At 47.5% G+C, this 25,948-nt stretch carries 22 protein-coding genes, 2 tRNA genes and 3 rRNA genes; 21 read left to right on the top strand and 6 right to left on the bottom strand.

Features of this window, described 5'->3' with window-relative positions; genetic code table 11:
• The first annotated feature begins 462 nt into the window (after nt 1-462).
• The 8 genes from NGM44_RS05265 to NGM44_RS05230 all read left to right on the top strand — a co-directional run bounded on the left by NGM44_RS05265 (nt 463) and on the right by NGM44_RS05230 (nt 9,183).
• Nucleotides 463-1,991: ribosomal RNA gene (locus tag NGM44_RS05265) — 16S ribosomal RNA — on the top strand.
• 61 nt (nt 1,992-2,052) lie between these two features.
• A tRNA-Ile gene (locus NGM44_RS05260) sits at nt 2,053-2,129 on the top strand.
• Nucleotides 2,130-2,136: 7 nt separating this feature from the next.
• Nucleotides 2,137-2,212 (top strand) — tRNA-Ala (locus NGM44_RS05255).
• A gap of 263 nt (nt 2,213-2,475) precedes the next feature.
• A 23S ribosomal RNA gene (locus NGM44_RS05250) occupies nt 2,476-5,332 on the top strand.
• A gap of 154 nt (nt 5,333-5,486) precedes the next feature.
• A 5S ribosomal RNA gene (gene rrf / locus NGM44_RS05245) occupies nt 5,487-5,600 on the top strand.
• Together the 16S, 23S and 5S rRNA genes with 2 tRNA genes alongside form the textbook arrangement of a ribosomal RNA operon.
• 351 nt (nt 5,601-5,951) lie before the next feature.
• The gene (locus NGM44_RS05240) at nt 5,952-6,578 is read left to right on the top strand and encodes a YqiA/YcfP family alpha/beta fold hydrolase (protein WP_253224534.1); all 627 of its coding nucleotides are present in this window, start codon (nt 5,952-5,954) and stop codon (nt 6,576-6,578) included.
• Between the two features lie 78 nt (nt 6,579-6,656).
• Nucleotides 6,657-8,543 carry a DNA topoisomerase IV subunit B gene (parE, locus tag NGM44_RS05235; protein WP_305884160.1) on the top strand — a complete coding sequence of 629 codons (1,887 nt, stop codon included), beginning with the start codon at nt 6,657-6,659 and terminating at the stop codon, nt 8,541-8,543.
• 1 nt (nt 8,544) lies between these two features.
• On the top strand, nt 8,545-9,183 hold the full coding sequence (locus NGM44_RS05230) for a 1-acyl-sn-glycerol-3-phosphate acyltransferase (RefSeq protein WP_253224532.1): 639 nt from the start codon (nt 8,545-8,547) through the stop codon (nt 9,181-9,183).
• Between the two features lie 65 nt (nt 9,184-9,248).
• Here NGM44_RS05230 and NGM44_RS05225 read toward each other — a convergent pair whose 3' ends face one another.
• Nucleotides 9,249-10,136, bottom strand: coding sequence for a WG repeat-containing protein (locus NGM44_RS05225; RefSeq protein ID WP_253224531.1), 888 nt, complete (start codon nt 10,134-10,136; stop codon nt 9,249-9,251).
• A gap of 458 nt (nt 10,137-10,594) precedes the next feature.
• Between NGM44_RS05225 and NGM44_RS05220 the strand changes: the two genes are divergently transcribed.
• Together NGM44_RS05220 and NGM44_RS05215 are read left to right on the top strand one after the other, a co-directional pair.
• Nucleotides 10,595-11,269 (top strand): 2OG-Fe dioxygenase family protein, encoded by a 675-nt coding sequence (locus NGM44_RS05220; protein ID WP_253224530.1) that lies wholly within the window; start codon nt 10,595-10,597, stop codon nt 11,267-11,269.
• A 33-nt stretch (nt 11,270-11,302) separates the two neighbouring features.
• Complete coding sequence (locus NGM44_RS05215; protein WP_253224529.1) at nt 11,303-12,547, top strand: aminotransferase class V-fold PLP-dependent enzyme; 1,245 nt, start codon at nt 11,303-11,305, stop codon at nt 12,545-12,547.
• 70 nt (nt 12,548-12,617) lie between these two features.
• On the opposite strand, the gene NGM44_RS05210 is transcribed toward NGM44_RS05215, so the two are convergent.
• The 4 genes from NGM44_RS05210 to NGM44_RS05195 all read right to left on the bottom strand — a co-directional run bounded on the left by NGM44_RS05210 (nt 12,618) and on the right by NGM44_RS05195 (nt 17,027).
• On the bottom strand, nt 12,618-14,615 hold the full coding sequence (locus tag NGM44_RS05210) for a TRAP transporter permease (RefSeq protein ID WP_253224528.1): 1,998 nt from the start codon (nt 14,613-14,615) through the stop codon (nt 12,618-12,620).
• Nucleotides 14,612-15,085: a DUF1850 domain-containing protein gene (locus NGM44_RS05205; RefSeq protein WP_253224632.1), complete on the bottom strand. Its 474-nt coding sequence runs from the start codon at nt 15,083-15,085 to the stop codon at nt 14,612-14,614. The genes NGM44_RS05210 and NGM44_RS05205 overlap by 4 nt, the downstream gene beginning before the upstream one ends.
• 73 nt (nt 15,086-15,158) lie before the next feature.
• Complete coding sequence (locus NGM44_RS05200) at nt 15,159-16,163, bottom strand: TAXI family TRAP transporter solute-binding subunit (protein ID WP_253224527.1); 1,005 nt, start codon at nt 16,161-16,163, stop codon at nt 15,159-15,161.
• A 243-nt stretch (nt 16,164-16,406) separates the two neighbouring features.
• Nucleotides 16,407-17,027: a thiol:disulfide interchange protein DsbA/DsbL gene (locus tag NGM44_RS05195; RefSeq protein ID WP_253224526.1), complete on the bottom strand. Its 621-nt coding sequence runs from the start codon at nt 17,025-17,027 to the stop codon at nt 16,407-16,409.
• 370 nt (nt 17,028-17,397) lie between these two features.
• Between NGM44_RS05195 and ubiG the strand changes: the two genes are divergently transcribed.
• The 11 genes from ubiG to NGM44_RS05140 all read left to right on the top strand — a co-directional run bounded on the left by ubiG (nt 17,398) and on the right by NGM44_RS05140 (nt 24,813).
• On the top strand, nt 17,398-18,135 hold the full coding sequence (ubiG, locus tag NGM44_RS05190; RefSeq protein ID WP_253224525.1) for a bifunctional 2-polyprenyl-6-hydroxyphenol methylase/3-demethylubiquinol 3-O-methyltransferase UbiG: 738 nt from the start codon (nt 17,398-17,400) through the stop codon (nt 18,133-18,135).
• A 3-nt stretch (nt 18,136-18,138) separates the two neighbouring features.
• On the top strand, nt 18,139-18,825 hold the full coding sequence (locus tag NGM44_RS05185) for an HAD family hydrolase (RefSeq protein ID WP_371923534.1): 687 nt from the start codon (nt 18,139-18,141) through the stop codon (nt 18,823-18,825).
• A gap of 41 nt (nt 18,826-18,866) precedes the next feature.
• Nucleotides 18,867-19,643, top strand: a complete 777-nt coding sequence (locus NGM44_RS05180) for a YciK family oxidoreductase (RefSeq protein ID WP_253224524.1) — start codon at nt 18,867-18,869, stop codon at nt 19,641-19,643.
• 212 nt (nt 19,644-19,855) lie between these two features.
• The gene (locus tag NGM44_RS05175) at nt 19,856-21,166 is read left to right on the top strand and encodes a hemolysin family protein (protein WP_253224523.1); all 1,311 of its coding nucleotides are present in this window, start codon (nt 19,856-19,858) and stop codon (nt 21,164-21,166) included.
• Between the two features lie 241 nt (nt 21,167-21,407).
• Complete coding sequence (locus NGM44_RS05170; RefSeq protein ID WP_211271522.1) at nt 21,408-21,785, top strand: hypothetical protein; 378 nt, start codon at nt 21,408-21,410, stop codon at nt 21,783-21,785.
• A 45-nt stretch (nt 21,786-21,830) separates the two neighbouring features.
• On the top strand, nt 21,831-22,679 hold the full coding sequence (locus tag NGM44_RS05165) for a hypothetical protein (protein ID WP_253224522.1): 849 nt from the start codon (nt 21,831-21,833) through the stop codon (nt 22,677-22,679).
• A 29-nt stretch (nt 22,680-22,708) separates the two neighbouring features.
• A complete protein-coding gene (locus NGM44_RS05160) occupies nt 22,709-23,218 on the top strand; it encodes a hypothetical protein (protein WP_078318282.1) in 510 nt (169 codons plus the stop codon).
• A gap of 27 nt (nt 23,219-23,245) precedes the next feature.
• Nucleotides 23,246-23,653 carry a hypothetical protein gene (locus NGM44_RS05155; protein WP_253224521.1) on the top strand — a complete coding sequence of 136 codons (408 nt, stop codon included), beginning with the start codon at nt 23,246-23,248 and terminating at the stop codon, nt 23,651-23,653.
• A 17-nt stretch (nt 23,654-23,670) separates the two neighbouring features.
• Nucleotides 23,671-24,003: a hypothetical protein gene (locus tag NGM44_RS05150; RefSeq protein ID WP_078318280.1), complete on the top strand. Its 333-nt coding sequence runs from the start codon at nt 23,671-23,673 to the stop codon at nt 24,001-24,003.
• An 82-nt stretch (nt 24,004-24,085) separates the two neighbouring features.
• Entirely contained in the window at nt 24,086-24,502 is a 417-nt protein-coding gene (locus tag NGM44_RS05145) for a hypothetical protein (protein ID WP_253224520.1), read from the top strand.
• 35 nt (nt 24,503-24,537) lie between these two features.
• Nucleotides 24,538-24,813 (top strand): DUF4236 domain-containing protein, encoded by a 276-nt coding sequence (locus NGM44_RS05140; RefSeq protein WP_253224519.1) that lies wholly within the window; start codon nt 24,538-24,540, stop codon nt 24,811-24,813.
• On the opposite strand, the gene NGM44_RS05135 is transcribed toward NGM44_RS05140, so the two are convergent.
• The gene (locus tag NGM44_RS05135; RefSeq protein WP_253224518.1) at nt 24,810-25,799 is read right to left on the bottom strand and encodes a GTP-binding protein; all 990 of its coding nucleotides are present in this window, start codon (nt 25,797-25,799) and stop codon (nt 24,810-24,812) included. The genes NGM44_RS05140 and NGM44_RS05135 overlap by 4 nt on opposite strands.
• Nucleotides 25,800-25,948: the final 149 nt, after the last annotated feature.

The raw sequence follows: 25,948 nt of genomic DNA, 5'->3' as shown, positions 1-25,948 counted from the left end.
TTTATGCAAAAAACCACTTTACAACCGCCGATACTGGGTCTATAATACGCACCACTTAAGCAGCACAGCATAGCAAAAAATGCTGATAAATCAATAACTTACAGCAAGTTATTGAGCTTCAAAGTAAAAATTTTGAAAACTTTTCAAAAACGAAAGTTTTTGAAAAAAATCAAAAAACTTTGAAAAAAATGCTTGACTTAATAAAATTTCAGCGTATAATACGCATCCTATGTCACCAAGCAGACGATGCTTTGACTAACAACTATTTAAAATCAAAACTAAAGAACAACTTGTGTGGATTTTTGCGAATACAAGATAATCTTAAAAAAATTATCATTTATATTCAGCAAGAATACTCAAAGTTAATTCATTTACACGATGAGCAAATATTGCTAGTAATAATAAATGAGCCAACATTAAAGTCCAATCAAACAATCTTTGTTTTATTGGCAACTCAAGATTAAACTGAAGAGTTTGATCATGGCTCAGATTGAACGCTGGCGGCAGGCTTAACACATGCAAGTCGAACGAGGTTAGGGAGCTTGCTCCTGATACCTAGTGGCGAACGGGTGAGTAATGCTTAGGAATCTGCCTAGTAGTGGGGGATAACTTGGGGAAACTCAAGCTAATACCGCATACGACCTACGGGTGAAAGGGGGCGCAAGCTCTCGCTATTAGATGAGCCTAAGTCGGATTAGCTAGTTGGTGGGGTAAAGGCCTACCAAGGCGACGATCTGTAGCTGGTCTGAGAGGATGATCAGCCACACTGGGACTGAGACACGGCCCAGACTCCTACGGGAGGCAGCAGTGGGGAATATTGGACAATGGGCGAAAGCCTGATCCAGCCATGCCGCGTGTGTGAAGAAGGCCTTTTGGTTGTAAAGCACTTTAAGTAGGGAGGAAAAGCTAATGGTTAATACCCATTAGCCCTGACGTTACCTACAGAATAAGCACCGGCTAACTCTGTGCCAGCAGCCGCGGTAATACAGAGGGTGCAAGCGTTAATCGGAATTACTGGGCGTAAAGCGCGCGTAGGTGGTTGCTTAAGTCAGATGTGAAAGCCCCGGGCTTAACCTGGGAACTGCATCTGATACTGGGTGACTAGAGTAGGTGAGAGGGGAGTAGAATTCCAGGTGTAGCGGTGAAATGCGTAGAGATCTGGAGGAATACCGATGGCGAAGGCAGCTCCCTGGCATCATACTGACACTGAGGTGCGAAAGCGTGGGTAGCAAACAGGATTAGATACCCTGGTAGTCCACGCCGTAAACGATGTCTACCAGTCGTTGGGTCTCTTGAAGACTTAGTGACGCAGTTAACGCAATAAGTAGACCGCCTGGGGAGTACGGCCGCAAGGTTAAAACTCAAATGAATTGACGGGGGCCCGCACAAGCGGTGGAGCATGTGGTTTAATTCGATGCAACGCGAAGAACCTTACCTGGTCTTGACATACAGAGAATTCGCTAGAGATAGCTTAGTGCCTTCGGGAACTCTGATACAGGTGCTGCATGGCTGTCGTCAGCTCGTGTCGTGAGATGTTGGGTTAAGTCCCGCAACGAGCGCAACCCTTTTCCTTAGTTACCAGCACTTCGGGTGGGAACTCTAAGGATACTGCCAGTGACAAACTGGAGGAAGGCGGGGACGACGTCAAGTCATCATGGCCCTTACGACCAGGGCTACACACGTGCTACAATGGTTGGTACAAAGGGTTGCTACACAGCGATGTGATGCTAATCTCAAAAAGCCAATCGTAGTCCGGATTGGAGTCTGCAACTCGACTCCATGAAGTCGGAATCGCTAGTAATCGCAGATCAGAATGCTGCGGTGAATACGTTCCCGGGCCTTGTACACACCGCCCGTCACACCATGGGAGTTGATCTCACCAGAAGTGGTTAGCCTAACGCAAGAGGGCGATCACCACGGTGGGGTCGATGACTGGGGTGAAGTCGTAACAAGGTAGCCGTAGGGGAACCTGCGGCTGGATCACCTCCTTAATGAAGATATCTGATTGGCAAGAATCCACAACAAGTTGTTCTTTGGTAAGATGTTTAAAACGGGTCTATAGCTCAGTTGGTTAGAGCACCGTGTTGATAACGCGGGGGTCATAAGTTCAAGTCTTATTAGACCCACCATTAAATTGGGGCCATAGCTCAGTTGGTAGAGCGCCTGCCTTGCACGCAGGAGGTCAGGAGTTCGACTCTCCTTGGCTCCACCATTTAAACATCAAAGCATACATAAGCAATTTAATAAGAGATTTCTTATTTATGCTTTTACTTTATAAACTGACGAAGTTTATAACACTATTTAACAACATGATTATGAGTCTGGGTTAATAAATTATCCAACGTAATTTATTAACCATGGTGATTGTACCCCAAAATACAATCACCTAAAGTAAAGAGAACTGAATCAAGCGTAAACATAGGTGAAGATCGTTACACATTACCCTTATAACACCAAGACTACTTGGGGTTGTATGGTCAAGTAATGAAGTGCACATGGTGGATGCCTTGGCAGTCAGAGGCGATGAAAGACGTGATAGCCTGCGATAAGCGTCGGTGAGGTGGCAATATCCTGTGACCCGGCGATTTCTGAATGGGGAAACCCACCTAAGATAACTTAGGTATCATAATTTATTTTATGAGGCAAACCGGGAGAAGTGAAACATCTCAGTACCCCGAGGAAAAGACATCAATTGAGATTCCCCAAGTAGCGGCGAGCGAACGGGGAGGAGCCGATCGAATTTACAGTAGCAAAATGGCGTGGGAAAGCCAACCATAGTAGGTGATAGTCCTGTATGCGAAACTGTTTATGAGACATATTAAGTAGGGCGGAACACGAGAAATTCTGTCTGAAGATGGGGGGACCATCCTCCAAGGCTAAATACTCCTGACTGACCGATAGTGAACCAGTACCGTGAGGGAAAGGCGAAAAGAACCCCTGTTAGGGGAGTGAAATAGAACCTGAAACCGTGTGCATACAAGCAGTCGGAGCGGACTTGTTCCGTGACGGCGTACCTTTTGTATAATGGGTCAGCGACTTATATTCTGTAGCAAGGTTAACCGTATAGGGGAGCCGTAGGGAAACCGAGTCTTAATAGGGCGACTTCAGTTGCAGGGTATAGACCCGAAACCGAGTGATCTATCCATGAGCAGGTTGAAAGTGTCGTAACAGACACCGGAGGACCGAACCCACTCCCGTTGAAAAGGTAGGGGATGACTTGTGGATAGGGGTGAAAGGCTAATCAAACTCGGTGATAGCTGGTTCTCCCCGAAAGCTATTTAGGTAGCGCCTCGGACGAACACCATGGGGGGTAGAGCACTGTTTCGGCTAGGGGGTCATCCCGACTTACCAAACCGATGCAAACTCCGAATACCCATGAGTGATATCCGGGAGACAGACGGCGGGTGCTAACGTCCGTCGTCAAGAGGGAAACAACCCAGACCGCCAGCTAAGGCCCCAAATTCCTAGTTAAGTGGGAAACGATGTGGGAAGGCACAGACAGCTAGGAGGTTGGCTTAGAAGCAGCCACCCTTTAAAGAAAGCGTAATAGCTCACTAGTCGAGTCGGCCTGCGCGGAAGATGTAACGGGGCTCAAACTAGGAGCCGAAGCTGCGGATTTAATTGTTTCAATTAAGTGGTAGGGGAGCGTTGTGTAAGCCTGTGAAGGTGTATCGTAAGGTATGCTGGAGGTATCACAAGAGCGAATGCTGACGTGAGTAACGACAAAACGGGTGAAAAGCCCGTTCGCCGGAAGACCAAGGGTTCCAGTCCAACGTTAATCGGGGCTGGGTGAGTCGACCCCTAAGGCGAGGCCGAAAGGCGTAGTCGATGGGAAATCGGTTAATATTCCGATACTTGTTTATGATGCGATGGAGGGACGGAGAAGGTTATGCCAGCCTGGCGATGGTTGTCCAGGTGGAAGGATGTAGGTAGGCTTAGTAGGCAAATCCGCTAGGCTATTACTGAGATCTGATAGCAAGCCAGTTTACTGGCGAAGTGGCAAATACCATGCTTCCAGGAAAAGCTTCTAAGCGATAGTCATAAACAAATCGTACCCGAAACCGACACAGGTGGTCAGGTAGAGAATACCAAGGCGCTTGAGAGAACTCTGCTGAAGGAACTAGGCAAAATGGTACCGTAACTTCGGGAGAAGGTACGCTGCCGGTGGTGAAACCCTCGCGGTGTAAGCTACTGGCAGTCGCAGATACCAGGCTGCTGCAACTGTTTATTAAAAACACAGCACTCTGCAAACACGAAAGTGGACGTATAGGGTGTGATGCCTGCCCGGTGCTGGAAGGTTAATTGATGTGGTTAGCGCAAGCGAAGCTATTGATCGAAGCCCCAGTAAACGGCGGCCGTAACTATAACGGTCCTAAGGTAGCGAAATTCCTTGTCGGGTAAGTTCCGACCTGCACGAATGGCATAATGATGGCAGCGCTGTCTCCAGCAGAGACTCAGTGAAATCGAAATCGCAGTGAAGATGCTGTGTACCCGCGGCTAGACGGAAAGACCCCGTGAACCTTTACTACAGCTTTACATTGAACTTTGACCTAACTTGTGTAGGATAGGTGGGAGGCTTTGAAGTAGGGACGCCAGTTCCTATGGAGCCATCCTTGAAATACCACCCTGGTTATGTTGGGGTTCTAACTTAGATATAACAGTATCAAGGACAATGTATGGTGGGTAGTTTGACTGGGGCGGTCTCCTCCTAAAGAGTAACGGAGGAGTACGAAGGTGCGCTCAGAACGGTCGGAAATCGTTCAAAGAGTATAAAGGCAAAAGCGCGCTTAACTGCGAGACCCACAAGTCGAGCAGGTACGAAAGTAGGTCTTAGTGATCCGGTGGTTCTGTATGGAAGGGCCATCGCTCAACGGATAAAAGGTACTCTGGGGATAACAGGCTGATACCGCCCAAGAGTTCATATCGACGGCGGTGTTTGGCACCTCGATGTCGGCTCATCTCATCCTGGGGCTGAAGCAGGTCCCAAGGGTATGGCTGTTCGCCATTTAAAGAGGTACGCGAGCTGGGTTTAGAACGTCGTGAGACAGTTCGGTCCCTATCTACCGTGGGCGTTGGAAATTTGAGAGGATCTGCTCCTAGTACGAGAGGACCAGAGTGGACGAACCTCTGGTGTTCCGGTTGTCACGCCAGTGGCATTGCCGGGTAGCTACGTTCGGATGGGATAACCGCTGAAAGCATCTAAGCGGGAAGCCCACCTCAAGATGAGATTTCCCTAAAGAGCCGTTGTAGACTACGACGTTGATAGGTTGGGTGTGGAAGCATGGTGACATGTGTAGCTAACCAATACTAATTGCTCGTTTGGCTTGACCATACAACACCCAAGTGGTTTAATACTACTGATTGTGTTGATGGTAAGTGTAAAGATTTTACCTATAAGCTTGAATCAATCTTGATAACGCTAATGCAAAAAAGCAAAAGCAACGATAAAATAACAGACTCATAAGCAGCGTTGTTAATCCTTTTACGCTGACGACAATAGCAAGATGGAACCACCTGATCCCTTCCCGAACTCAGAAGTGAAACGTCTTAGCGCCGATGGTAGTGTGGTTCGCCCATGTGAGAGTAGGTCATCGTCAGCACCTTATTTTAAGCCCCCGCCATGATTGGTGGGGGTTTTGTTTATAGAGCTTGAAAGGGTTTGTTGGGGGTGGTGATAGCTCTGGGAATATTGTACCGGTACAATCTTCAAAGAAGTATGGATGAAGCTCTCTTAGATATAACCCAATCAACTTAAGTTGGATATAGCCTTTGGGTTATAAAGTGGATTTGTCTTTAATTTTATACAAACAAACCCATCTTTGCAATTTTTGATTAAGAAATTTAAAATTATATACTGATTTTTATTAAAATATTTGCTATCATGATTCATAAGATATCTGTCCAAAAAATCATATCATAAGTTTATAGTAAGCCATGTGAGAATCAAACCTATGCGCCTCATCTACCTACACGGACTCGACAGTGATAGTAACGCCATCAAGGCTCAGATTGTCAGCCGCTATTGTGCTGCCCATCATCCTGATATTGAAGTCATTCGCCCTGATTTAAACCGTACACCTGATGAAGTTGTGGCGCTGTTAAGTGAACTTATTGGTGATGGCAAAGATAAAGATATAGTACTGATGGGCTCAAGCTTGGGTGGGTATTTTGCTACCTTAATGAGCGATAAAACAGGCGTACCTGCGGTATTACTAAACCCTAGCATCCGCCCTGATTTAAGCTTTCGCCGCTTTTTACAGGATAATTTTGAGAATAGCAATCAAGACCTGCAAGATGATACAGTTATCTACACCACCACAGGTGGCTGGCAGATTGTCTATGGAGATTTGGCATGGCTTGAGCATCATCGCCTGCAGGCTGTTTTTGGTGAGCGGATTCGAGTGTTTTTGCAACTGGGCGATGAACTACTGGATGCCCATGCCAGCCGTGCATTTTATCAAGAACAAGGTGCGCAAGTACTTGCCCTAGAAGGTGGTGATCATCGGATCAGTGATTTTGAAGATCATGTTCAGACGGTGGTGGCGTGGGCGGTTGAGCTGCACGACAGTTCGCACTGATCCTTTACTTGCTTAGATTTCCCAAATTACAGCTATTGGTGTAAAATAGCTGTAATTTTATTGGTATTGATTTGTCCGATTATGACCTACACTTCCCAAAATCTAGAAGTCCTAAAGGGGCTTGAGCCTGTCCGCCGCCGCCCTGGGATGTACACAGACACCACATGTCCCAACCATCTTGCCCAAGAAGTTATCGACAACTCGGTCGATGAAGCGTTGGCGGGCTTTGCCAAGCACATCATTGTGACCTTGCACGCCGATGGCTCGCTGTCGGTTGAAGACGATGGTCGCGGTATGCCGACGGACATTCACCCTGAGTTCAACCAGTCGGGTATTGAGCTGATTTTGACTCGCTTGCACGCAGGTGGCAAATTTAGCACCGAAAACTACCAAGTCTCAGGCGGTCTGCACGGCGTGGGTATCAGCGTGGTCAATGCCTTGTCCAATAAGGTGCTGGTGACGGTGTGGCGTGACGGACTTGAGCATACCATGACTTTTGCGGATGGTGAGCCGACTTCGCCGCTACAGATTGCGCCTGCGAGTAATAAGCGCAAGCGTGGCACGCGCGTGCAGTTTTGGGTCGATGGCAGCTATTTTGATTCGCCGAAATTTGCCATCAAAGCCCTAAAACACACCCTAAAAGCCAAAGCGGTACTATTGGCTGGCTTGCAGATTGATTTTATCGATGAGATTGGCGGTGAGTCTGAAAGTTGGCAATTTAGCGATGGCGTGGTCGGCTATCTGAGTGAGCAACTTGGTGATGCACTGTGCTTGCCTGATGAGCCGTTTTATTTCAATCAAGAGCCTGCCAAAGGAGAGCGCGGCGGTGCAGGTTTTGCCATCTCGTGGCTGGCTGATAGCGGCACACCCATCCAAGAAAGCTATGTCAATCTGATCCCAACCGCCCAAGGTGGCACGCATGTCAATGGCTTGCGCACAGGGGTGCTTGAAGCCTTGCGCGAGTTTTGTGAGATTCATAATCTGCTGCCGCGCTCGGTCAAGCTGTCTGGCGAAGATGTGTGGGATGGGGTCAATTATATCTTGTCGCTCAAATTCGTCGAGCCACAGTTCAGCGGTCAGACCAAAGAGCGACTGTCGAGCCGTGAAGCTGCGCCACTGGTGCAGACGCTTGCCAAAGATGCGTTTAGCCTGTGGCTGAATCAGCACCCAGACAGTGCTAAAGCCATCGCCGAGCTTGCTATTTCTAAGGCATCGCGCCGCCTTGCTACCGCGCAGAAAGTCGCGCGCAAAAAAGTCGCTCAAGGTCCTGCGCTACCGGGTAAACTGTGGGATTGCCGCGGTGGTCTTAAAGAAGGCTCGGAGTTATTCTTGGTCGAAGGTCAATCGGCAGGCGGCAGTGCCAAGCAAGCGCGCGATAATGCGTTTCAGGCGATTTTGCCGCTGCGTGGTAAGATTCTGAACGCATGGGAAGTGTCATCTGATACCGTGCTGTCTAGCCAAGAGATTCACGACATCGCCATCGCCATCGGTGTCGATCCTGCGAGCGATGATTTGTCCGAGCTGCGTTATGATAAGATCTGTATCCTTGCCGATGCTGATAGCGACGGCTTGCACATTGCCACGCTGATTTGTGCTTTATTTGTCAAGCATTTCCCTGCGGTGATCGAAGCTGGACATCTGTATGTCGCGGTACCGCCGCTGTATCGTATCGATGCGGGCAAAGAAGTGTATTATGCACTGGATAATGATGAATTAAATCAAATACTTGCACGCCTTGGCAATAAAAAACCACAAATCACTCGCTTTAAAGGCTTGGGTGAGATGAATCCAAGTCAGCTCAAAGAGACGACGATGAATCCTGATACGCGTAAGCTTGTGCGACTGGATTTGGATGATTTGAGCATGACTAATGGCGTGATGGATATGCTACTTGCCAAAAAACGCGCCGCCGATCGCAAACACTGGCTTGAGACCAAAGGCGATTTGGCTGAGATCGCGGTGTGATATGACTGATTTGCAGCAATTATCCGAACTGGATTATGACGCGCTTGGCGATCGGCTGCCACGCCGTCATCGTCCGCTTGCTACCGCACTTGCACGCAAGACCTTGCGTTTGCTTGGCTGGCGGCTACTTGGTAAGATTCCTAACATCCCCCAAGCAGTGATCATCGGCGCGCCGCATACATCCAATGTTGATGGCGTGCCTGCACTTTTGACGATGCTGGCACTGGGTTTGGATATCAAAATCATGGGCAAAAAGCAGCTGTTCGCTGTGCCAATCATGGCGCAGATTTTGGCATGGGTGGGTGTGATTCCGATTGATCGCGATGCCAAAGGCTCGGTGCTGCAGGCCAATATCGATCGCTTTGCCACAGGTGCGCCGCTGCTGTTGGCACTTGCGCCTGAAGGGACGCGTAAATATAGCGTTGCTTTTCGCACGGGATTTTATTATTTGGCAATGAGAGCAGGTGTGCCGATTGTGCCTGTTGCACTGGATTATCCGACCAAGACGGTGCGATTTTTGCCCGTGTTTTATCCGACGGGTGATTATGATGCTGATTTGGCGGTGATTCTTGAAAATTATCGAGGCATCAAAGGCTATCATCCTGATCAAATGGCGCAGGTGCTGCAGGATTTGGGGTGATGCTGTAGATACCATAAAAAACCGCTTATTTTTAGGATAAGCGGTTTTGTACCTTGGGCAAAAGATTACTTGACTCGCTGACCTTGCTTGTCGATATAAAAAACTTCTCCATCTTTTAAAACTTGTGCTAAGCCATCTTCAAAATACCAAGCATAATCATATTCAAGCGGAATGACTGTTGCACCTGTCTTGTCAATAAATCCCCATCGGTCGCCCATTCTGATACTTGCTAAGCCTTCATTAAAGCCAGTTGCTTCATCAAATTGAAAACCAACAACCACCTTGTTTGACTTATCAATAAATCCCCATTTGTCATTTTGTTTGACGCCCACCAAGCCTTCGTTAAAGCTCCAAGCACCGTCATACTTCATGGGAATGATCATTTTGCCTATATCATCAATAAATCCCCATTTGCCATCTTGTTTAACTGCTGCCAAGCCTTCCCAAAATCCCAAAGCATCGTCATATTCCAGCGGAATAATTACTTTGCCTGTTTTATCAATAAAGCCATATTTGCCATTTTGTTTAACTGTTGCTAAATTTTCATCTTCCTTGAAATTCTCCGCCACTGAATCAAATTGTAAGGGAATGATAACTTCGCCTGTTTGATCAATAAATCCCCATTTGTCATCTTTTTTAACTGCTGCTAAGCCGTTATTAAAATCCCAAGCATCATCATATTGAAAATCAATGACTTTTTTGCCAGTTTTGTCAATAAAGCCATATTTGCCGTCCTTTTGAACGCTTGCCAAGTCTTCGCTAAAAATAGAAACATGGGTATAATCTTGCAAGGGAATGACGATCGCACTTGCTTTATCGATAAAACCCCATCGATCGCCTTGCTTAACTCTTGCCAAGTCTTCAAATAGACAATCTACAATGTCGTAATCGTGGTCTGTTATTTTTGGTCTTTCGCAGCGGTATGCCCATGCACTGGGGATGATAAATAGCACACTTGCTGCAGCGATGGCAAATTTGTGCAATAAAGTTGTTTTCATGACGATGCTCTGGCTTGACTAAAAATTGTATCGGCTGCCGATCAGACCCGTAGCCCAATCACAAATCTTTATAATTATCAATAAGTTATAAAAGCAATCAAGCCACATGAAATTTGGGTTCATGTGGCTTGATTGCTTTTCCTGCTTGGGCTTGCACCCATCCGTGCGGGTTCATCCATTAGTTACAGCGGTCATCCTTGTTGGCGCATCCTTTTGCCATCTCCTTGCTGTGTGCATAGTATCGCAAATTCGCCGTATGAAAAATAGTGGCAAATGGCGGCAATCCTTGTAAGCATTTTCTTACACGGTAAGTGTGCGGCGTGTGCTTGCTTATTTGATTACTTTTTGTTATATTGGACAAAAATTTTTAGAATGAATTGCCAAACCAATCCCTTTTGACAAGGAAAGTTATCATGACGACTTTGACCTGCACTCAGCCTTTTACTTATCATATCGACCATTTAGCGCTGTCTGAGCAGTCGCCGATGGTGACATCGTTCGACAGTCTGACGCCCAGCGCGTACAAGGACGGCAGCTATCGTTTGCGCCGCTATTCGGTGTTTCATTATGATAAGCTTGCCAAGATGGTGAGTAAACAGCCACACGAAGCCTTTGTCCAAGATGACAGCTTGAATAAGTTTCAGGGCAATGTCACGCGTGATTATGATGATCTGACCGATGCGACCATCGCGGATGGTGAGTTTATCGCTATGTTAGATGCCTTTGCGACGACGGCGAACCTGCCTGATGTCAGTAAAATCGCCATCCATCAAATGCGCATCATTGCCAAAGACCGCGACGCCAATGCCGTGGCGACTCCTGAAGGCATTCACCAAGATGGCTTTGATTATATCGGCGTCTTCACCACGCGCCGCCACAATGTCGCAGGCGGTGAGCTGTATGTGTGGCAAGACAAAACGGATGCTGTGCCGATTGCCACCCTTGATCCAAAAGCAGGCGATTATTGTGTGCTAAATGACAAGCAGCTGTGGCACAGTGCCGGTGATGTCGCGCCAGCACAAGCAGGGCAAGGCTTTTGGGATTTGTTTGTCTTGACAGCGCACGACCAGCCTGCTGTTGTATCATAATTTGGTCAAAATCGGTATTTTTAGGATTTGTATATGTACGATGTCGCACACATTCGCCAAGGATTTTTGGGTCTATCTAAGCCTGATGAACACGGACAATTGCCACTTCTGCTAGATGGACCAGGTGGCAGTCAGCTGCCAAAAGTCGTCGTCGATCAGATGGCAAATTATCTGTATCATTTCAATAGCAATCTGGGCGGTGCAGCTCATGCAGGGCGCGTGACCCAAGAGACGAACGACAAGGCGCGCCAAGCTGCGGGCGCGTGGCTGAACTGTCCTGCATCGTCGGTGTTTTTTGGGCTCAATGCCACAAGCCTAATGTTTCATGCATCGCGCACGATTGCGCAGACTTGGCAGGCGGGGGATAATATCGTGCTTAGCAGCATTGATCATTTCTCCCATGTCTCATCATGGCAGCTTGCCGCCGAAGATCGCGGCGTGCAGGTGCGCAAAATCCCACTGACTGCTGATGGCAGCGCGCTTGATTTATCCGCATTGCCAAGCTTGATCGATGAGCGCACGCGCCTTGTGGCGGTGTCTTTGGCGTCCAATGTGCTTGGTACAAAGACCAAGCTTGCGCCCATTACAAAAGCCGCGCACGCGGTGGGTGCGATCGTGAGTGTCGATGCGGTACACGCCATCGTGCATGAGTGCGTGGATGTGCAGGCTTTGGACTGTGATGTGCTTTTTGCATCGGCGTATAAGATCGGTGCTGCACGGCTTGGCGTGTGCTATATGAATGAACGGGTGCTGGCGGCTGAGCGGTTTTATAAAGTTGAACCTGCGACCAATATGTTACCGAATGCATGGGAGCAAGGCACGCAGTCATTTGAAGCGCAGACATCGCTGATTGCGCTGCTTGAGTATTGGGCGAATCTTGGCGGAGTGCCTGCATCAGAGCCGCTGCGCACACGCCTTATGGCAGCGTATCAAGTGGTGGGCGCGCATGAATTAAGCCTAATCCAAGCATTCTTAGATGGCGTGCAAAAGCGCGACTATATCCGTTTTTATGGTCATAAAGACACTGCCAATCGCACGCCGACTTTTGCTTTTAATCTGATCAAAGATGGGCAAATCATCGATCCTAAGGCGGTGAGTGCGTGGTTCGGCGCAAAAAATATCGCGCTGCCATCGGGCAACTTCTACGCGCTGGATGTGGTGCGTAAGCTTGATTTGGTCGAGACGGGCTTTTTGCGCGTGGGATTTTTGCATTATAATACGATTGATGAAGTGGCGCGGCTGTTTGCGCTACTCGATGAATGCGTGGCGAGTGTGTAAGCAGCTAAATACAGCGGCGCACAAAAAAGTCGATGGTACGATGCCATCGACTTTTTGTTTCTTGGGCAGATTATGCAGCTGCTTTTTTATTGGCTTTGAAATTTAACAAAGCCATCGCGATCACCAGCACCAATCCGACGATGTCGGTGATGCTCTCAGGCACGATCAGACAGAACGCACCGATCGCCATGATGATGCGCTGCCATGCCGCCATTGAGTTTTTCAGATAGCCTTCGACCGCTGCCGACAGTGCGATCACGCCGATGATCGATGTGATCGATACCATCGCAATCACATGCCATGCAGGCAAAGCAAAGGTCTTGGCGGTGACAGCGATGTCGGTGACATCAATCATTAGCATATTGGGGTTATACACGAACATAAACGGTACGATAAATCCTGCCAAGGCAAGCTTCAATGACTGCCAACCTGTCTTCATCGGATCACCGCCTGCGATGCCTGCACCGGCAAAGGCAGCCAGTGCCACGGGTGGGGTAATATTGGCAAAAATACCAAAATAAAACACAAACATATGCGCGACAATGATTGGAATGTCAAAGGATGCCAAAGCAGGCGCTGCCATCGTCGCGGTGATGATATAGGCAGGAATCGATGGAATCCCCATGCCTAGTACCATAGAGGCAAGCATGGTCAAAACAAGCGTTAGGAACAATGAACCTGCGCCTAAGGTGACGATTGATGAAGTCATCACCGTGCCAAAGCTTGTCAAGTTCACCACGCCGATCACCACGCCCACGACCGCACACGCTGCCATCACTGATAGCGATTGTTTCGCGCCGTCTTGTAGCGCATCTAGGATGTCGCTAAAGCCCATGCGCGTCTCAGGACGCAGCCAGCTTAAGATCACTGTGATGCCGATGGTATAAGCTGCCGAATAACCCACAGGAATGCCATCGCCAAGAAAATAAATCAACGCCGCGATCGGCAGTAGCATATGTCCGCGTGCTTTGAGCACTTCTTTGACGCGTGGCAAATCAGCTTTTGGGATGCCTTTTAGGTTGTTTTTGCCTGCGCGAAAATGCACTTGCATGATCACGCCTAAGTAATATAGCAACGCAGGCAGCACCGCCGCCAAGGCAATCGTACCATAGGACACGCCTGTGGTCTCTGCCATGATGAACGCGGATGCACCCATGATTGGTGGCAAAATCTGACCGCCGACAGACGCACTGGCTTCGACCGCACCAGCAAATTCTTTGTTGTAGCCGATTTTTTTCATCAAAGGAATGGTGAATGCACCCGTACCGACGACATTGGCGACCGCTGAGCCGTTGATACTGCCCATAAAACCACTTGAAATCACCGCTACCTTAGCAGGGCCGCCTTGCTTATCGCCTGCCAGTGCCAGTGCCAAATCATTGAACAACTGACCCATGCCCGAGCGACCCAAAAACGCACCAAACAAGATGAATAAGAAAATAAAGGTCACAGACGCACCGATGGCGGTGGAATACAGACCTTCAGTTTTTAGGAATAATTGTCCAAAAATATCGCCAAGATCATAAGGACGTGTCAGCAAGCGATCAGGCATAAAATCCATATGACTGATGAACGGATACGCCAAAAACACCAAAGCAAAAATCGTCAAAATCCAGCCTGTGATCCGCCGCGCTCCTTCAAGTACGGTCAAAACAGTGATCATCGAGACGATGATGTCCATCTGATTGGGAATACCGCCGCGTACAGTGACGATCTCTTGGTATTGCCAAATCAGATATCCTGCTCCCAGTAGCGATGCCGCCACCCAAATCCAATCATACCAAGCAACCGAGCTTCGTGAGCTCTTGGCAGATGCAGGGTACAATAGGAAAATCAGCGCAAGACCCACCGAGACATGCACCGAACGCTGCACCAGTTCAGGCAGCGGCTCAAAGGTGATATAGACATGGAATAAGGAATAAAAAATGGCGATCGCTGCGATCAGATAAGTGACCATGCGATTTTTTGGGCTGCGCGTGACAGATTCACGGTCAAACTTTTCTAAAATGGCCTGAGCATCGACGGTATTTTCGACCGCTGTCGCGTGCTTGGCATCAGTTTTAATCATTGAAATTCTCCTTGGCATTTATCCATCTGCCACCACCCAAACGGTGCGTGCGATTCAATGCGAATGCGCACAGGGGTATAATCGGCGAGATACTGATAAATGGCGATAGTATGCGTCGGCAGCTCAATTTCACCACGCATATTGTGCGACACCACCCAGTTGAGCTCATCATACCATTGATCGACGCTCAGTCCGACATAGCCTGCAGGCGCGTCAATGGCATCGCCTGATATGGGTGTGCCTGCGCCAAAAGCTTGCATATAGGTGCGCGTTAGGTGTAATCGATCGCCGTGCTGTTCGTAGTATTCTTGCCAATATTGCTTTTCGACCGAATGCCGCCACTTGAGCGTCAGCTGTGGATCGGTCAGATAGCAATGTATTGGCGTGCCATCAAGACCATCAGCCGTGATGGTGATGTGCTTGGTCTTGATCAAAAATACAACAAAGACAACAACCAAAACAAATAACACAAAAAACAAGACAGCGCCATACCGCAGACGAACTGGGGTAGGGCGCTTTGAGTGATGTATCATCACAGGCTAATTATTTGCCAGCGATCTCATCATAGTAGCGTTTCGCCCCTGGATGTAGCGGCGCTACCAAGTTTTCTTGCGCGCTTTGGGCGTTGATATCAGCGGCTGCTTGGTGTGCGGTTTTTAGCTTGTCTAGGTTTTCAAAGAAGACTTTGGTGATTTTATAGACATCATCATCGCTTAAATCTTTTTGGACAACCAAGGCATTCATGATGGCAGCCGTCGGTACTGCTTCAGTATTGCCATAGGTGTCTTTTGGAATTTCCATCGGGATAAAGAATGGCTTGTCTTTGGCGATCTCGGTCAATTTATCCGTTGGGATGCTGACCATGGTCAAATCAAAGCCTTGTTTTAGCTCCATCAGTGATGAATTTGGCAAGCCACTGGTCAAGAAAGCTGCGTCTAGCTTGCCTGCTTTTAGGCTGTCTGATGCTTCAGCATAGCCTAGGTAATCCACTTTGATGTCATCATAAGTGATGCCAAAGCCTTCTAGTAGCGCGCGTGCAGCGACTTCTACGCCCGAGCCTTGAGCGCCGACCGCGACGCGTTTACCGCGCAGATCTTCGATGCTCTTGACGCCTGATTTGGTGGCGGCAGCGATTTGGACATAGTTTGGATACAAGGATGCGATCTGTGCGACATTGTCAATCGGCGCGCTAAAATTGCCTGTACCGCTCACCGCTTCACTCAGCGCGTCACTCATCACGAATGCTGCTTCGACTTTCTTTTGCTGTAGCAGATTTAGGTTCTCGACCGATGCGCCTGTGGTTTGGGTTTTTGAGTTCACGCCAAAGGTCTGCGCGTAGATTTCGGTCAATGAAGTGCCGATGATGTTATAAGGACCTGACGCACCGCCTGTGGCAAGGGTCAAAAATTTGGTCTGTAGCTTATCATCTGCAACTGCAGCGGCAGTCTCACCACCAGCGGCATTTGAGCCTTTGTCGCTGCTACACGCAGTCAAAACGGTCGCAGATAAAGCTAGGGCTAGGGCAGTTTTTAACACAGTTTTGCTCATCACATTCTCCATATTATCCAAGCAAATGAGTGGTTATAGCGTCACATCAAAAACCACTTAAGTGGTAAAAATGTCATGACAACTCCCCATAAGATACACAATATTGTAATGATAGTACAGTAAAATTTACCGACAAGTGTGATTTTGGACATATTTTGCATGATTTTTTGGCATAACTGTGATGAATATGCATAAAAAACGCCCAAAAGTATCACACTTTTGGGCGGTCAAATTGCGACTAAATTACTTCTTCTCTTCACGCACTTTATTGACTAGAAAATCAACCACTTGCGGTACTTTGGCATCTTCACCCGAGACCACATATTTACCTTGGACGACGACCGCTGGCACGCCAGTCAGCTGATAGCGCATCGCACCTGCTTTGGCGCGCTCGATTTTCGTGGTGACGGCGAATGAGTTGTATAGGCTGTTAAATTTCGCCTTATCTACACCTTGAGATGCATACCAGTTGGCAAGATTGTCTTGTGTGCCGATCACTTGGCGCTTGCCTTCTTTATGCACAGTGTCAAACAAAGCCTGATGGGTCTTTTCTTGCGCGCCCAATTGCTGAGCAGCATAAAAACCGCGCGCTGCCACTTCCCATTGCGAGTTCATCGCTGCTGGGGTTTGGAAAAATGCCACATCTTTGGCGCGCGTTTTCGCCCATTTTTGCATATGTGGTTCTAGGTTGTAGCAGTGTGGGCAGCCATACCAAAAAAACTCACGCACGACGATGACATCGCCAGCGATATTTTCTGGATTTGACAACACTTGATAATCCTTGCCTTCAACAAAGTTGGCGTGGCTAAGTGTCGCAAGACCAACAGCGGTCGCAAGTAATGTTGTTTTTAGTGCAAATTTCATGAGTTATGTTCCTTATTTTTGGGAAACTTTTGGTTTGATTTTACCAGACGATCAAGCAGCTGACGACCGTGCCGTACAGCCTTGCGCAATTACCGTATAGTTTAGCGTATTTTTGGATGACTGTGGCAACTGTTTTCTTAATGCTTCGTTGCAGATTGTGTAAATTTTTGTGGCTTTTACTAAAAGCTGCGCAAAAAAATTGCCCAATCCTTGAAATTGTAGCAAAAAATATTAGGCTTGTGTGAGATTTTATAAGACGCATCAGGCGATCAAAAAGTGGACGATCGCCCAAAAGTGCGCCTAAGTATGTGGTCAAAATCCGCCAAAAATGGTAAGATAGCGATAATTTGACCAAAAAACAGGATACGACATGACACACGCGCACAATGCTGATTTTGATGAGATTGGCAAATTCACCAAGCTGGCTGATGAATGGTGGAATCGTACAGGGGCGTTCAAGTCTTTGCACGACATCAATCCGTTGCGCCTAAACTGGATCGAAGATCGCACGGCTGAGCATTTGGGTTCGTCATTATCAGGCAAAACGGTGCTGGACATCGGCTGTGGCGGTGGTATTTTGGCGCATTCGATGGCGGTGCGTGGCGCAAGCGTGCTAGGCATTGATCTGGGTGATGAGAACCTAAAAGCCGCTGCCATCCATGCCGATAAAACAGGCATGAGCGAGCAGGTGCAGTTTCGCTGTGTGCCGGCTGAAGTCTTGGCAAGCGATGAGGCTGAACAATATGATGTGGTGACCTGCATGGAAATGCTTGAGCACGTGCCTGATCCATCGGCGATCGTGCAGGCGTGTTTTGATTTGACCAAGCCTGGTGGTGTGTGCGTGATGAGTACCATCAATCGCAACCCAAAATCCTATCTGTTCGCCATCGTCGGTGCCGAGTATGTACTCAATCTGGTCGATAAAGGCACGCACGATTATCATAAATTCATCACGCCAGCAGAGCTTGACCAGATGGCACTGCGAGCAGGTTTTCGCCGATTTGACATGACAGGCTTACACTACAACCCCATCACCAAGCACTACTGGCTGTCCAATCGCAATGTCGATGTGAACTACATGATGGCATTTGTTAAGCCAAGCGAGTAACTGATGAAAAAACTGCAAGCGGTCTTATTTGACCTAGATGGTACGCTGATTGATACCGCCCCTGATTTTATTCGTATTATCAAGGACTTATGCCGTGAAGATGGGCGAGAAGCTCCATCGGATGCTGCCATTCGTGAGCAGGTATCGGCAGGTGCGCGTGCGATGGTGAAGCTGATTTTCGGTGAGAAATTTGCTGATGTGGCGGATGATGATCCTGAATTATTGAACTATCGCCAAGTGTTTTTGGATCGGTATCAGGCGGATATTTGTGTTGATAGCCAAGTGTTTGCAGGGCTTGATCAGCTTCTGATCAGTCTTGAAAATCAAGGCGTGCCGTGGGGTATCGTGACCAATAAGCCGCGCTATTTGGCAGAAGAATTACTTGCCAAACTTACCCTAGATACACGCTGTGCGGTGTTGGTCTGCCCTGATGATGTCAAAAATACCAAACCTGATCCTGAGCCGATGTACCTAGCTTGCGACACTATCAAGGTCGATCCAGCGGCGTGTATCTATATTGGTGATCATCATCGCGACATCGCAGCAGGCAAGGCGGCAGGCATGACGACGGTGATTGCCAAGTTTGGTTATTTATCCAAAGACGATTTGGCAAGCCTAGATACTTGGGGTGCCGATGCCATCATCGAGACCCCTGATGAGCTGCGTGAGTGGGTGCTTGGGCAGATTTAAGTTTATCAAAGTATTTAAGTTTATAAGTATATTGGAAAATTATGACAAAGCAAACCATCACGCACGAGCAAATGCGTGCTTTTGATTACCAAGCCGATAGCCTAGCAGGCAAAATCATCCTAGTCACCGGTGCGGGCGATGGCATTGGCAAGGTAGCGGCATTGACCTATGCCAAATGCGGTGCGACCGTGCTACTGCTTGGCAAGGCCCAATCCAAGCTTGAAGCGGTGTATGATGAGATCGAAAACTTGGGGCTTGCTGAGCCTGCGATTTTGCCACTGGATTTAGAAAAGGCCAGCTTTGCCCAGATGCAAGAGCTTGCCAATCTGATCGAAAAAGAATTTGGCCATTTAGATGGTGTACTGCACAATGCGGCGATTTTGGGCGCTTTGACACCGCTTGAGATGTATGATCCGATTACCTTTGAGCAGGTAATGCGTGTGAACTCAACGGCGGTATTTATGCTCACCCAGAGCCTATTTCCGCTACTGCGCGCGGCGGCAAGTGGTTCGGTGGTATTTACTAGTAGTACAGTGGGGCATGATTTGCGTCCGTTTTGGGGAGCGTATGCACTCTCCAAGCAGTCTGTAGAGGGCATGACTACCATCTTTACCCAAGAAACTCAGAATATGACCGCCCTACGCTTCAACTGCATCAATCCTGGGGCGACACGCACCAATATGCGTGCACACGCGTTTCCAGGTGAAGATCCTTATACGCTAAAAACCCCTGAAGAAATCATGGCGGTGTATGTGTATCTGATGACCGATGCCGCAGCAGGGGTCAAAGGGCAAGTGATTGATTGCCAACCGAAATGATGTGGCACATTTCCCCAAAATCTTTGTAAAATTTATCAAAATCACAAAATAGCTGCTCATCGTATCATTTGGGCGGCTGTTATTTGTATCTGTTTTGTGGTGTTATGACGGTTGTTTTTTGGCAAGCGGTTGATTTGATCGTGCAATTTAATTACACTATCCTAAATTTATAAACCAATTTATCAAAACTAACCCAACCCACTGGTATTCCCGTGAGCTTATTTCAAAATTTGCTGATCATCGCAGCCTTAATCCTAACTTCCAGCTTTTTCTCGATTTCAGAGATTGCACTGGCAGGCGCGCGTAAAATCAAGCTTAAGCTACTGGCAGAATCGGGCGATGAGCGTGCCGAAAAGGTGCTGAAGCTCCAAGAAAATTCTGCCGATTTTTTTGCGACTTCGCAGATTGGTCTAAACGCCGTCGCCATCTTGGGCGGTTCGGTGGGTGAGGGTGCGTTGCGTCCTTATTTCATCGACTGGATTGGCATGGTGTATCAGGGCGAATGGCTTGAGAGCATTGCGTTTTTTGCATCATTCATCATCATCACTTTGCTATTCATTCTCTATGCTGATCTGATCCCCAAGCGTATCGCGATGATCAATCCTGAGCGTGTGGCACTGGCGGTGATTAATCCGATCAATCTGACCATCAAGGCAGTCAAGCCGTTGGCGTGGGTGATCAATGCCATTGCTAATCTGACTTTTCGCATCTTTAAGGTCAATACCGATCGCGATGATAACATCACCTTTGATGACATCTCTGCCATCGTCGATGCTGGTGCTGAGGCAGGTGTGCTGATGGAGCAAGAACAGCATTTTATCGAAAATGTGTTTGAGCTTGAAGAGCGTACCGTGCCATCATCGATGACGGCGCGTGATGATGTGGTGTTTTTCACCCTTGGCGAGAGCGAGGACAGCATCCGCCAGAAGATCGCTGATTATCCGTATTCGAAATTTTTGGTGTGTAATGAGCATATCGATCAGGTGATTGGCTATGTCGATACCAAGGATATTTTGGTGCGTCTGCTCAATCAGCAATCGTTTTTTCAGCTTAATGAATCGACCATCCGCAATGTGCTGATCATTCCTGATACGCTTACTCTGTCAGAACTGCTGGACAAATTCCGCGCAAGCAACGAGAAAATGGCGGTGGTGATCAATGAATACGCGCTCGTCGTTGGCCTGATCACGCTGTCGGACATCATGATGACGGTGATGGGCGACTGGGCGTCGGCTGAGCCTGAAGATCAGCAGATCATCCGCCGTGATGAAAATTCTTGGTTCATCGATGGCATCACGCCGATCGATGATGTCAAGCACGCACTGGATATTGATGAATTTCCAGATTGGGATCATTATGAAACCTTGGCAGGCTTTATCATGTATCGCTTGCGTAAGATTCCACGCCTAGCGGACTGGGTGGAGCATGAGGGCTATAAATTTGAGGTGGTGGACATTGATCATTATAAGATTGACCAGCTGCTCGTGACCCGACTTGCACCAAAACCAGAGGCGGACGACTAACCTTACCAAGCCACATTCATCATAAGCGAATGCATAAAAAAAATGCGTTCGCTTTTTTTTGTGGACGGAATTTGAGCAAATTTTGAACAATTTTTAAATTTAATTAATAAAATCAATATATTATAAAAATCGCCCAAAAATTTTCAATTTTTAAAAATAGTATACTATTTTTACTTGTTATTGACATAACAAGTAAAACAATCTTTGGTTAAAAATTTTGCCCAAGACGAGGATAGGTGCTATGACCAAAAAATCAGCCGTATATCAAGAATATCTGATTGCTCAAGATGTCAGCGGCAGCATCAAAGTGCTGCGTAAGTTTGACAATGTCAAAGCAAGCCTTCGAGCCATCGCTGATGAAGTGGGCTTTGAATACGATGATGCGTGGACGACTCGTCAATTTGGTACAAAACTTATCAAAGAATATGGCGAAAATGGCATCGCTCAGATTGGTGAATATGGTGTGCAGGTACTTGATAGCGGCAGTATTGAGAGCTTTCAGCTGTATGATAATACCAAAGCGGCACTGCGTGAAATCGCTGATTCGATTGGCTTTGAGTATGACGATGGCTGGAATACTCGCCAATTTGGCTCAAAGCTGATTGATGCTTTGGCATAAATTGGCAGATAAATTTTTAGCAAACATCACAATAGGAAATCAATCATGAGTAAGAAAATTATCAAAGCACAAGTCACGGGCAAGCATCAAAACCGTACGGCGCTTGGCATGATGACTGCTTTTGTCGCTATGCATCCATCAGTCAATACATCAACGCTTAAAGAGATGTTCACCACCAAAGATGTCTGCCCTGACGCAGGCATTGGTCAACTATTTTATAGCAAAAGCGAAATCGAGCAAGAGCAAGCCAATGGCAACGAATGGTTCATCAATGATAATGCTTGCTTTACCAAAGATGGCGAATGGCTAACTTTGGGCAATGGTCGTAAGCTTGCGTTCAACAAAGTGTGGACAGCAAAAAGTCTAGAAAAACTACAAACTGCATTGGTGGACTATGGCATCACAGGTGAGGTCGGCACGGTGGATAAGTCGGCGACAGCAGGCTTTGAGATTTGCTTTGAGTCTGTGGAAGTGCAAGTCACTGGCAAATTCCAAAACCGCACGGCACTTGGCATGATGGCGGCGTATGTTGCACTAAATCCATCATTGACCGCAGAAGAGCTAAATGAACAATTCCCAATGAAAGAAATCTGTCCTGATGCGGGTGTCGAAAAACTGTTCTTTAGTGAAGATGAAATCGATGAGCTGATCGCAAGCGGCAACGAATGGTTTATCAATGGCAATGCCTGCTTTGATAAAGATGGCGAATGGCTTGAACTTGGTGATGGCCAAAAAGTGGCTTTCAACAAAGTGTGGACAGCAAAAAGTCTAGAAAAACTACAAACTGCATTGGCGGAGCATGGCATCACAGGTGAAGTTGGCTCGGTGGATAAATCAGCTGTAGCAGGTTATGTTATTGATTTTGACAATAGCACACAAACCATTGTATTTTAATAAAATTTTTATCTATTAAAGGAAAAGTTGTGAGTAAAAAAATCACCAAAGCCCAAGTAATTGGCAAAAGCCAAAACCGTACTGCACTTGGCATGATGGCAGCTTTCGTTGCGATGCATCCATCAGTTACGGCAGCAGAACTACGCACCAAATTCCCAAAATCACCGATTTGCCCTGATGCGGGTATTGATCATTTGTTTTATACCGAGAGTGAGTTTGCAGAGCAGACTTCTGATTGGTTCGTCAATGGCAATGCGTGTTTTACCAAAGATGGCGAGTGGCTGACTTTGGGCAATGGTCAAAAAGTCGCGTTTAACAAAGTGTGGACATCAGGCAGCCTTGAACGCTTGCAAGCTGAGATGGCCAAGTACGGTATCACAGGCAGTGTGGGCACGGTATCTAAATCTGCACCGGCAGGCTATGAGATTCGCTACGAATACGCCGAAGAGAAAAAGGGCGGTATTCCGATGTGGTTCTGGCTAATTATCATCATCTTGGCGGTGGTTGGTTATGCTGTGACCAATATGATGGCAGGCTAATTTTTATTAATTGATAAGGAAAAAATTATGGCACTAAGTACTAAAGTTATTGCACCGTTTTTGGGTGCATCTGTTGTAGCGGGCGAAGGTGTTTATGACGAAATCGCTCAAGGCTGCGTTATCGGTCTGTCTGATGAACTGGGTTTTGCTGATCTTGACGCTGCTGTGGCAAGTGAAGTTGATAAGATCTCAGCGATGGTTGATGATGCGTTTGATGAGTATCTTGCCGTAGCTGCTGAAGCGGTTGCTGACCAAGAAGCGGTATTGCTGATTTGCCTAAATGTCCTAGCAGCTGATGGCGTGATCAGCGTCAATGAGCTGGCAAATTATTTTACATTTGCAGATATTTTGGGTGTCTCAGAAGATCGTGCAAGCGAAATTTTTGATGACTTTGTCGATGAAATGGATGACCTAGTCATCGAAGATGAAGAGTAATTAAGGGAGAATATGTGATGAGCACTCTAAAAAGAACCGCCAGTGGTAAAGTGGATAAGCGTACCAAAGAGTACAAAGAGTTGGTTGAGCGTGCCAAAAAAGCTCGCCTAGCAAAAGCAAAAGCTGCTAAAGCGGCAGAAAAAGCAGCGGCAAAACCTGCTGCAAAAACCACCACCAAGACAACTGCCAAAAAGCCTGCAACTTCAAGCGTGAAACGCCGTGCAGACGGCAAAGTCGATCTGCGTACCAAAGAAGGTAAGGCAGTCGCCGAGCGCATGGCCAAAGCCCGTGCAGCTCGCAGCACTGAACAAAAAGGCATTGCAAGCCTGCTTAAAAAGCTGCTGAAGTAATCCAAATGCAGTAGTCAGCCCAAGTCATGAGTTTTTGTGGCTTGGGTTGTTTTGTATTCACGGGTCAAAATTAGGATTGGATATGGTAATCGCTTTATTTGTACTTTCTTTGATTATTATGATGTTCTTGATTTTGCGCATTTGTGACCTATTGCCGTGGGCGAGTACTGCCTTTGTCCGCGCAGTGATTGTGTCGGTGTGTTTGACTGTTTATGCGTATGGGTATGACTATGTTGCCCAAAGAATTTTTGGTTTTGAGAACGACTTTATCGGTGCAGGCATGCTGTATCTTTTTGCAATTGGCTTTGTGGCTTTGTTCTTTGTGTCATTGCCATCTGCCACTCGCAAAACCAAAAGCGGCAAGGCGGATAAGCGATTTAAGCAGCGGTACAAGCCGCAAAGTGAAGATGATTTGCATTTGACAGCCTTTTTCCTATCGATGGCGATCAGCTTATTTGTCGTGCTGTATCTTGCTAGGAAGATTGTTGGTTTTGTTTAAGTGGTAACAGCTTTAATGAGTGATTGGAGTGGTGTATGGGATTTCGTTTTAAAAAGAGTTTTAAAATCATACCGGGGGTAAAGCTGAATGTCAGCAAAAAAGGCTTAAGCAGCGTATCCTTAGGTGGTAAAGGCGCATCGATGAATTTTGGCAAAAAAGGTTGTCGTACCACCGTAGGCATACCAGGGACAGGAATGTCCTATACCAGTAGCAGTCGCCGCCGCAGAACTCGTAAGAAATCATCAGGCGGCTGTGGTGGATTGATCCTACTGATCATCATCGTGATGGTGGTGGTTTGGTTATTTTTCTAAGATTTCATCCCCATCAACTCCCCATCCCATACTTGCCAAGTGTCATCACTGATCTGATCAGCAAAAATCATCTCAAGACGGCTATCGGCTCTCTCGTCAGTGTCGCTAATGCTGATGCCGTCAGGGGCGATATTGAGCATCAGCCAGCCTTCGGTGGTGTGGATGATGCCTTTGATACGCAGATAGTTAGGGCGTGACAGTAGCCATTTTTGTAGATCGTAGCTGTCAAATTGCCACTCGGCAGGCAGTCGCCAACCGCCGACATGATGCTCACCGATGCGCTCATGATAGCGATAGGGCAGGCTGATGGGCGCGTCCGCTGGGGTGTTGTTGGCGGGCTGATTTGGTGCGCCCAGTGCGACCGTGCGAGCAGGGAGCGTGCTGTGATGTGGTAGATCCAGTAAGGCTTGCAAGTCATCATCTGCACCATCCAAGATGATCTTGGCATGCGGATTGATGGCGCGAATCCATGCGCTCAGCGCTGCCACATCGATGCCATCGGTGCGATTGCATAGCACGACATCGGCGTGGCGCACATGGGCGATGTAGCCATCGTGCGTGCGGTATTTGTCCTGTTGCCACTGCGTTCCTGCGACGACGCACAGCACCGCTTGTAGTTTCAGGCTTGCTTGCCAATGCGCCGCGCCAAGCTGACCGAGCAGCTCATCAGGATGGGCAAGTCCTGTCGGCTCGATGATTAGGCGGCTAGGCTTATGATCACCAAGCAATCTGACCAAGGCAATCTGTAGTGGCAGCTGCCCTGTACAGCAGATACAGCCGCCACTGACTTCTTTGATGGTGATGTCATCATCTTGGGTAATCAAGCTGCCATCGATGCCGATTTTGCCAAATTCATTGATCAATAGTACCCATTTATCATCGCTCAGTTTGTGAGTGATGAGCGTGTTTAATAGCGTGGTTTTGCCTGCACCCAAAAAGCCTGTGATGATGGTGGTCGGTGTGGCGATGATGGGCTGTAGGTTCATGAGCATCCTTGGGCGATTTTATGGTCTATAAAATTTAAAAATAATACTGCGTCCGCGCGCCTTGCTGTACTACCTGCACTATCGCAGGCTTGCCGCTAGTCTTATTTTGTTTTTATACGACCGTATCAATAAACTGTGTAAACTTGGCA

It is taken from the genome of Moraxella sp. FZFQ2102 (genome assembly GCF_024137865.1).
Classification (GTDB): Bacteria; Pseudomonadota; Gammaproteobacteria; order Pseudomonadales; family Moraxellaceae; genus Moraxella.
Note: the sequence above shows the minus strand (reverse complement) of the source record. Positions and strands in the feature narration are given on the sequence as shown.

Bases quoted from the DNA above. Each gene is read 5' to 3' on its own strand.
- NGM44_RS05240 (WP_253224534.1), top strand. From the start codon at position 5,952: ATGCGCCTCATCTACCTACACGGACTCGACAGTGATAGTAACGCCATC.
- NGM44_RS05140 (WP_253224519.1), top strand. From the start codon at position 24,538: ATGGGATTTCGTTTTAAAAAGAGTTTTAAAATCATACCGGGGGTAAAG.
- NGM44_RS05195 (WP_253224526.1), bottom strand. From the start codon at position 17,027: ATGAAATTTGCACTAAAAACAACATTACTTGCGACCGCTGTTGGTCTT.
- NGM44_RS05135 (WP_253224518.1), bottom strand. From the start codon at position 25,799: ATGAACCTACAGCCCATCATCGCCACACCGACCACCATCATCACAGGC.
- NGM44_RS05185 (WP_371923534.1), top strand. From the start codon at position 18,139: ATGAAAAAACTGCAAGCGGTCTTATTTGACCTAGATGGTACGCTGATT.
- NGM44_RS05215 (WP_253224529.1), top strand. From the start codon at position 11,303: ATGTACGATGTCGCACACATTCGCCAAGGATTTTTGGGTCTATCTAAG.
- NGM44_RS05145 (WP_253224520.1), top strand. From the start codon at position 24,086: ATGGTAATCGCTTTATTTGTACTTTCTTTGATTATTATGATGTTCTTG.
- NGM44_RS05150 (WP_078318280.1), top strand. From the start codon at position 23,671: ATGAGCACTCTAAAAAGAACCGCCAGTGGTAAAGTGGATAAGCGTACC.
- NGM44_RS05155 (WP_253224521.1), top strand. From the start codon at position 23,246: ATGGCACTAAGTACTAAAGTTATTGCACCGTTTTTGGGTGCATCTGTT.
- NGM44_RS05210 (WP_253224528.1), bottom strand. From the start codon at position 14,615: ATGATTAAAACTGATGCCAAGCACGCGACAGCGGTCGAAAATACCGTC.
- ubiG (WP_253224525.1), top strand. From the start codon at position 17,398: ATGACACACGCGCACAATGCTGATTTTGATGAGATTGGCAAATTCACC.
- NGM44_RS05230 (WP_253224532.1), top strand. From the start codon at position 8,545: ATGACTGATTTGCAGCAATTATCCGAACTGGATTATGACGCGCTTGGC.
- NGM44_RS05180 (WP_253224524.1), top strand. From the start codon at position 18,867: ATGACAAAGCAAACCATCACGCACGAGCAAATGCGTGCTTTTGATTAC.
- NGM44_RS05200 (WP_253224527.1), bottom strand. From the start codon at position 16,163: ATGAGCAAAACTGTGTTAAAAACTGCCCTAGCCCTAGCTTTATCTGCG.
- NGM44_RS05165 (WP_253224522.1), top strand. From the start codon at position 21,831: ATGAGTAAGAAAATTATCAAAGCACAAGTCACGGGCAAGCATCAAAAC.
- NGM44_RS05220 (WP_253224530.1), top strand. From the start codon at position 10,595: ATGACGACTTTGACCTGCACTCAGCCTTTTACTTATCATATCGACCAT.
- NGM44_RS05170 (WP_211271522.1), top strand. From the start codon at position 21,408: ATGACCAAAAAATCAGCCGTATATCAAGAATATCTGATTGCTCAAGAT.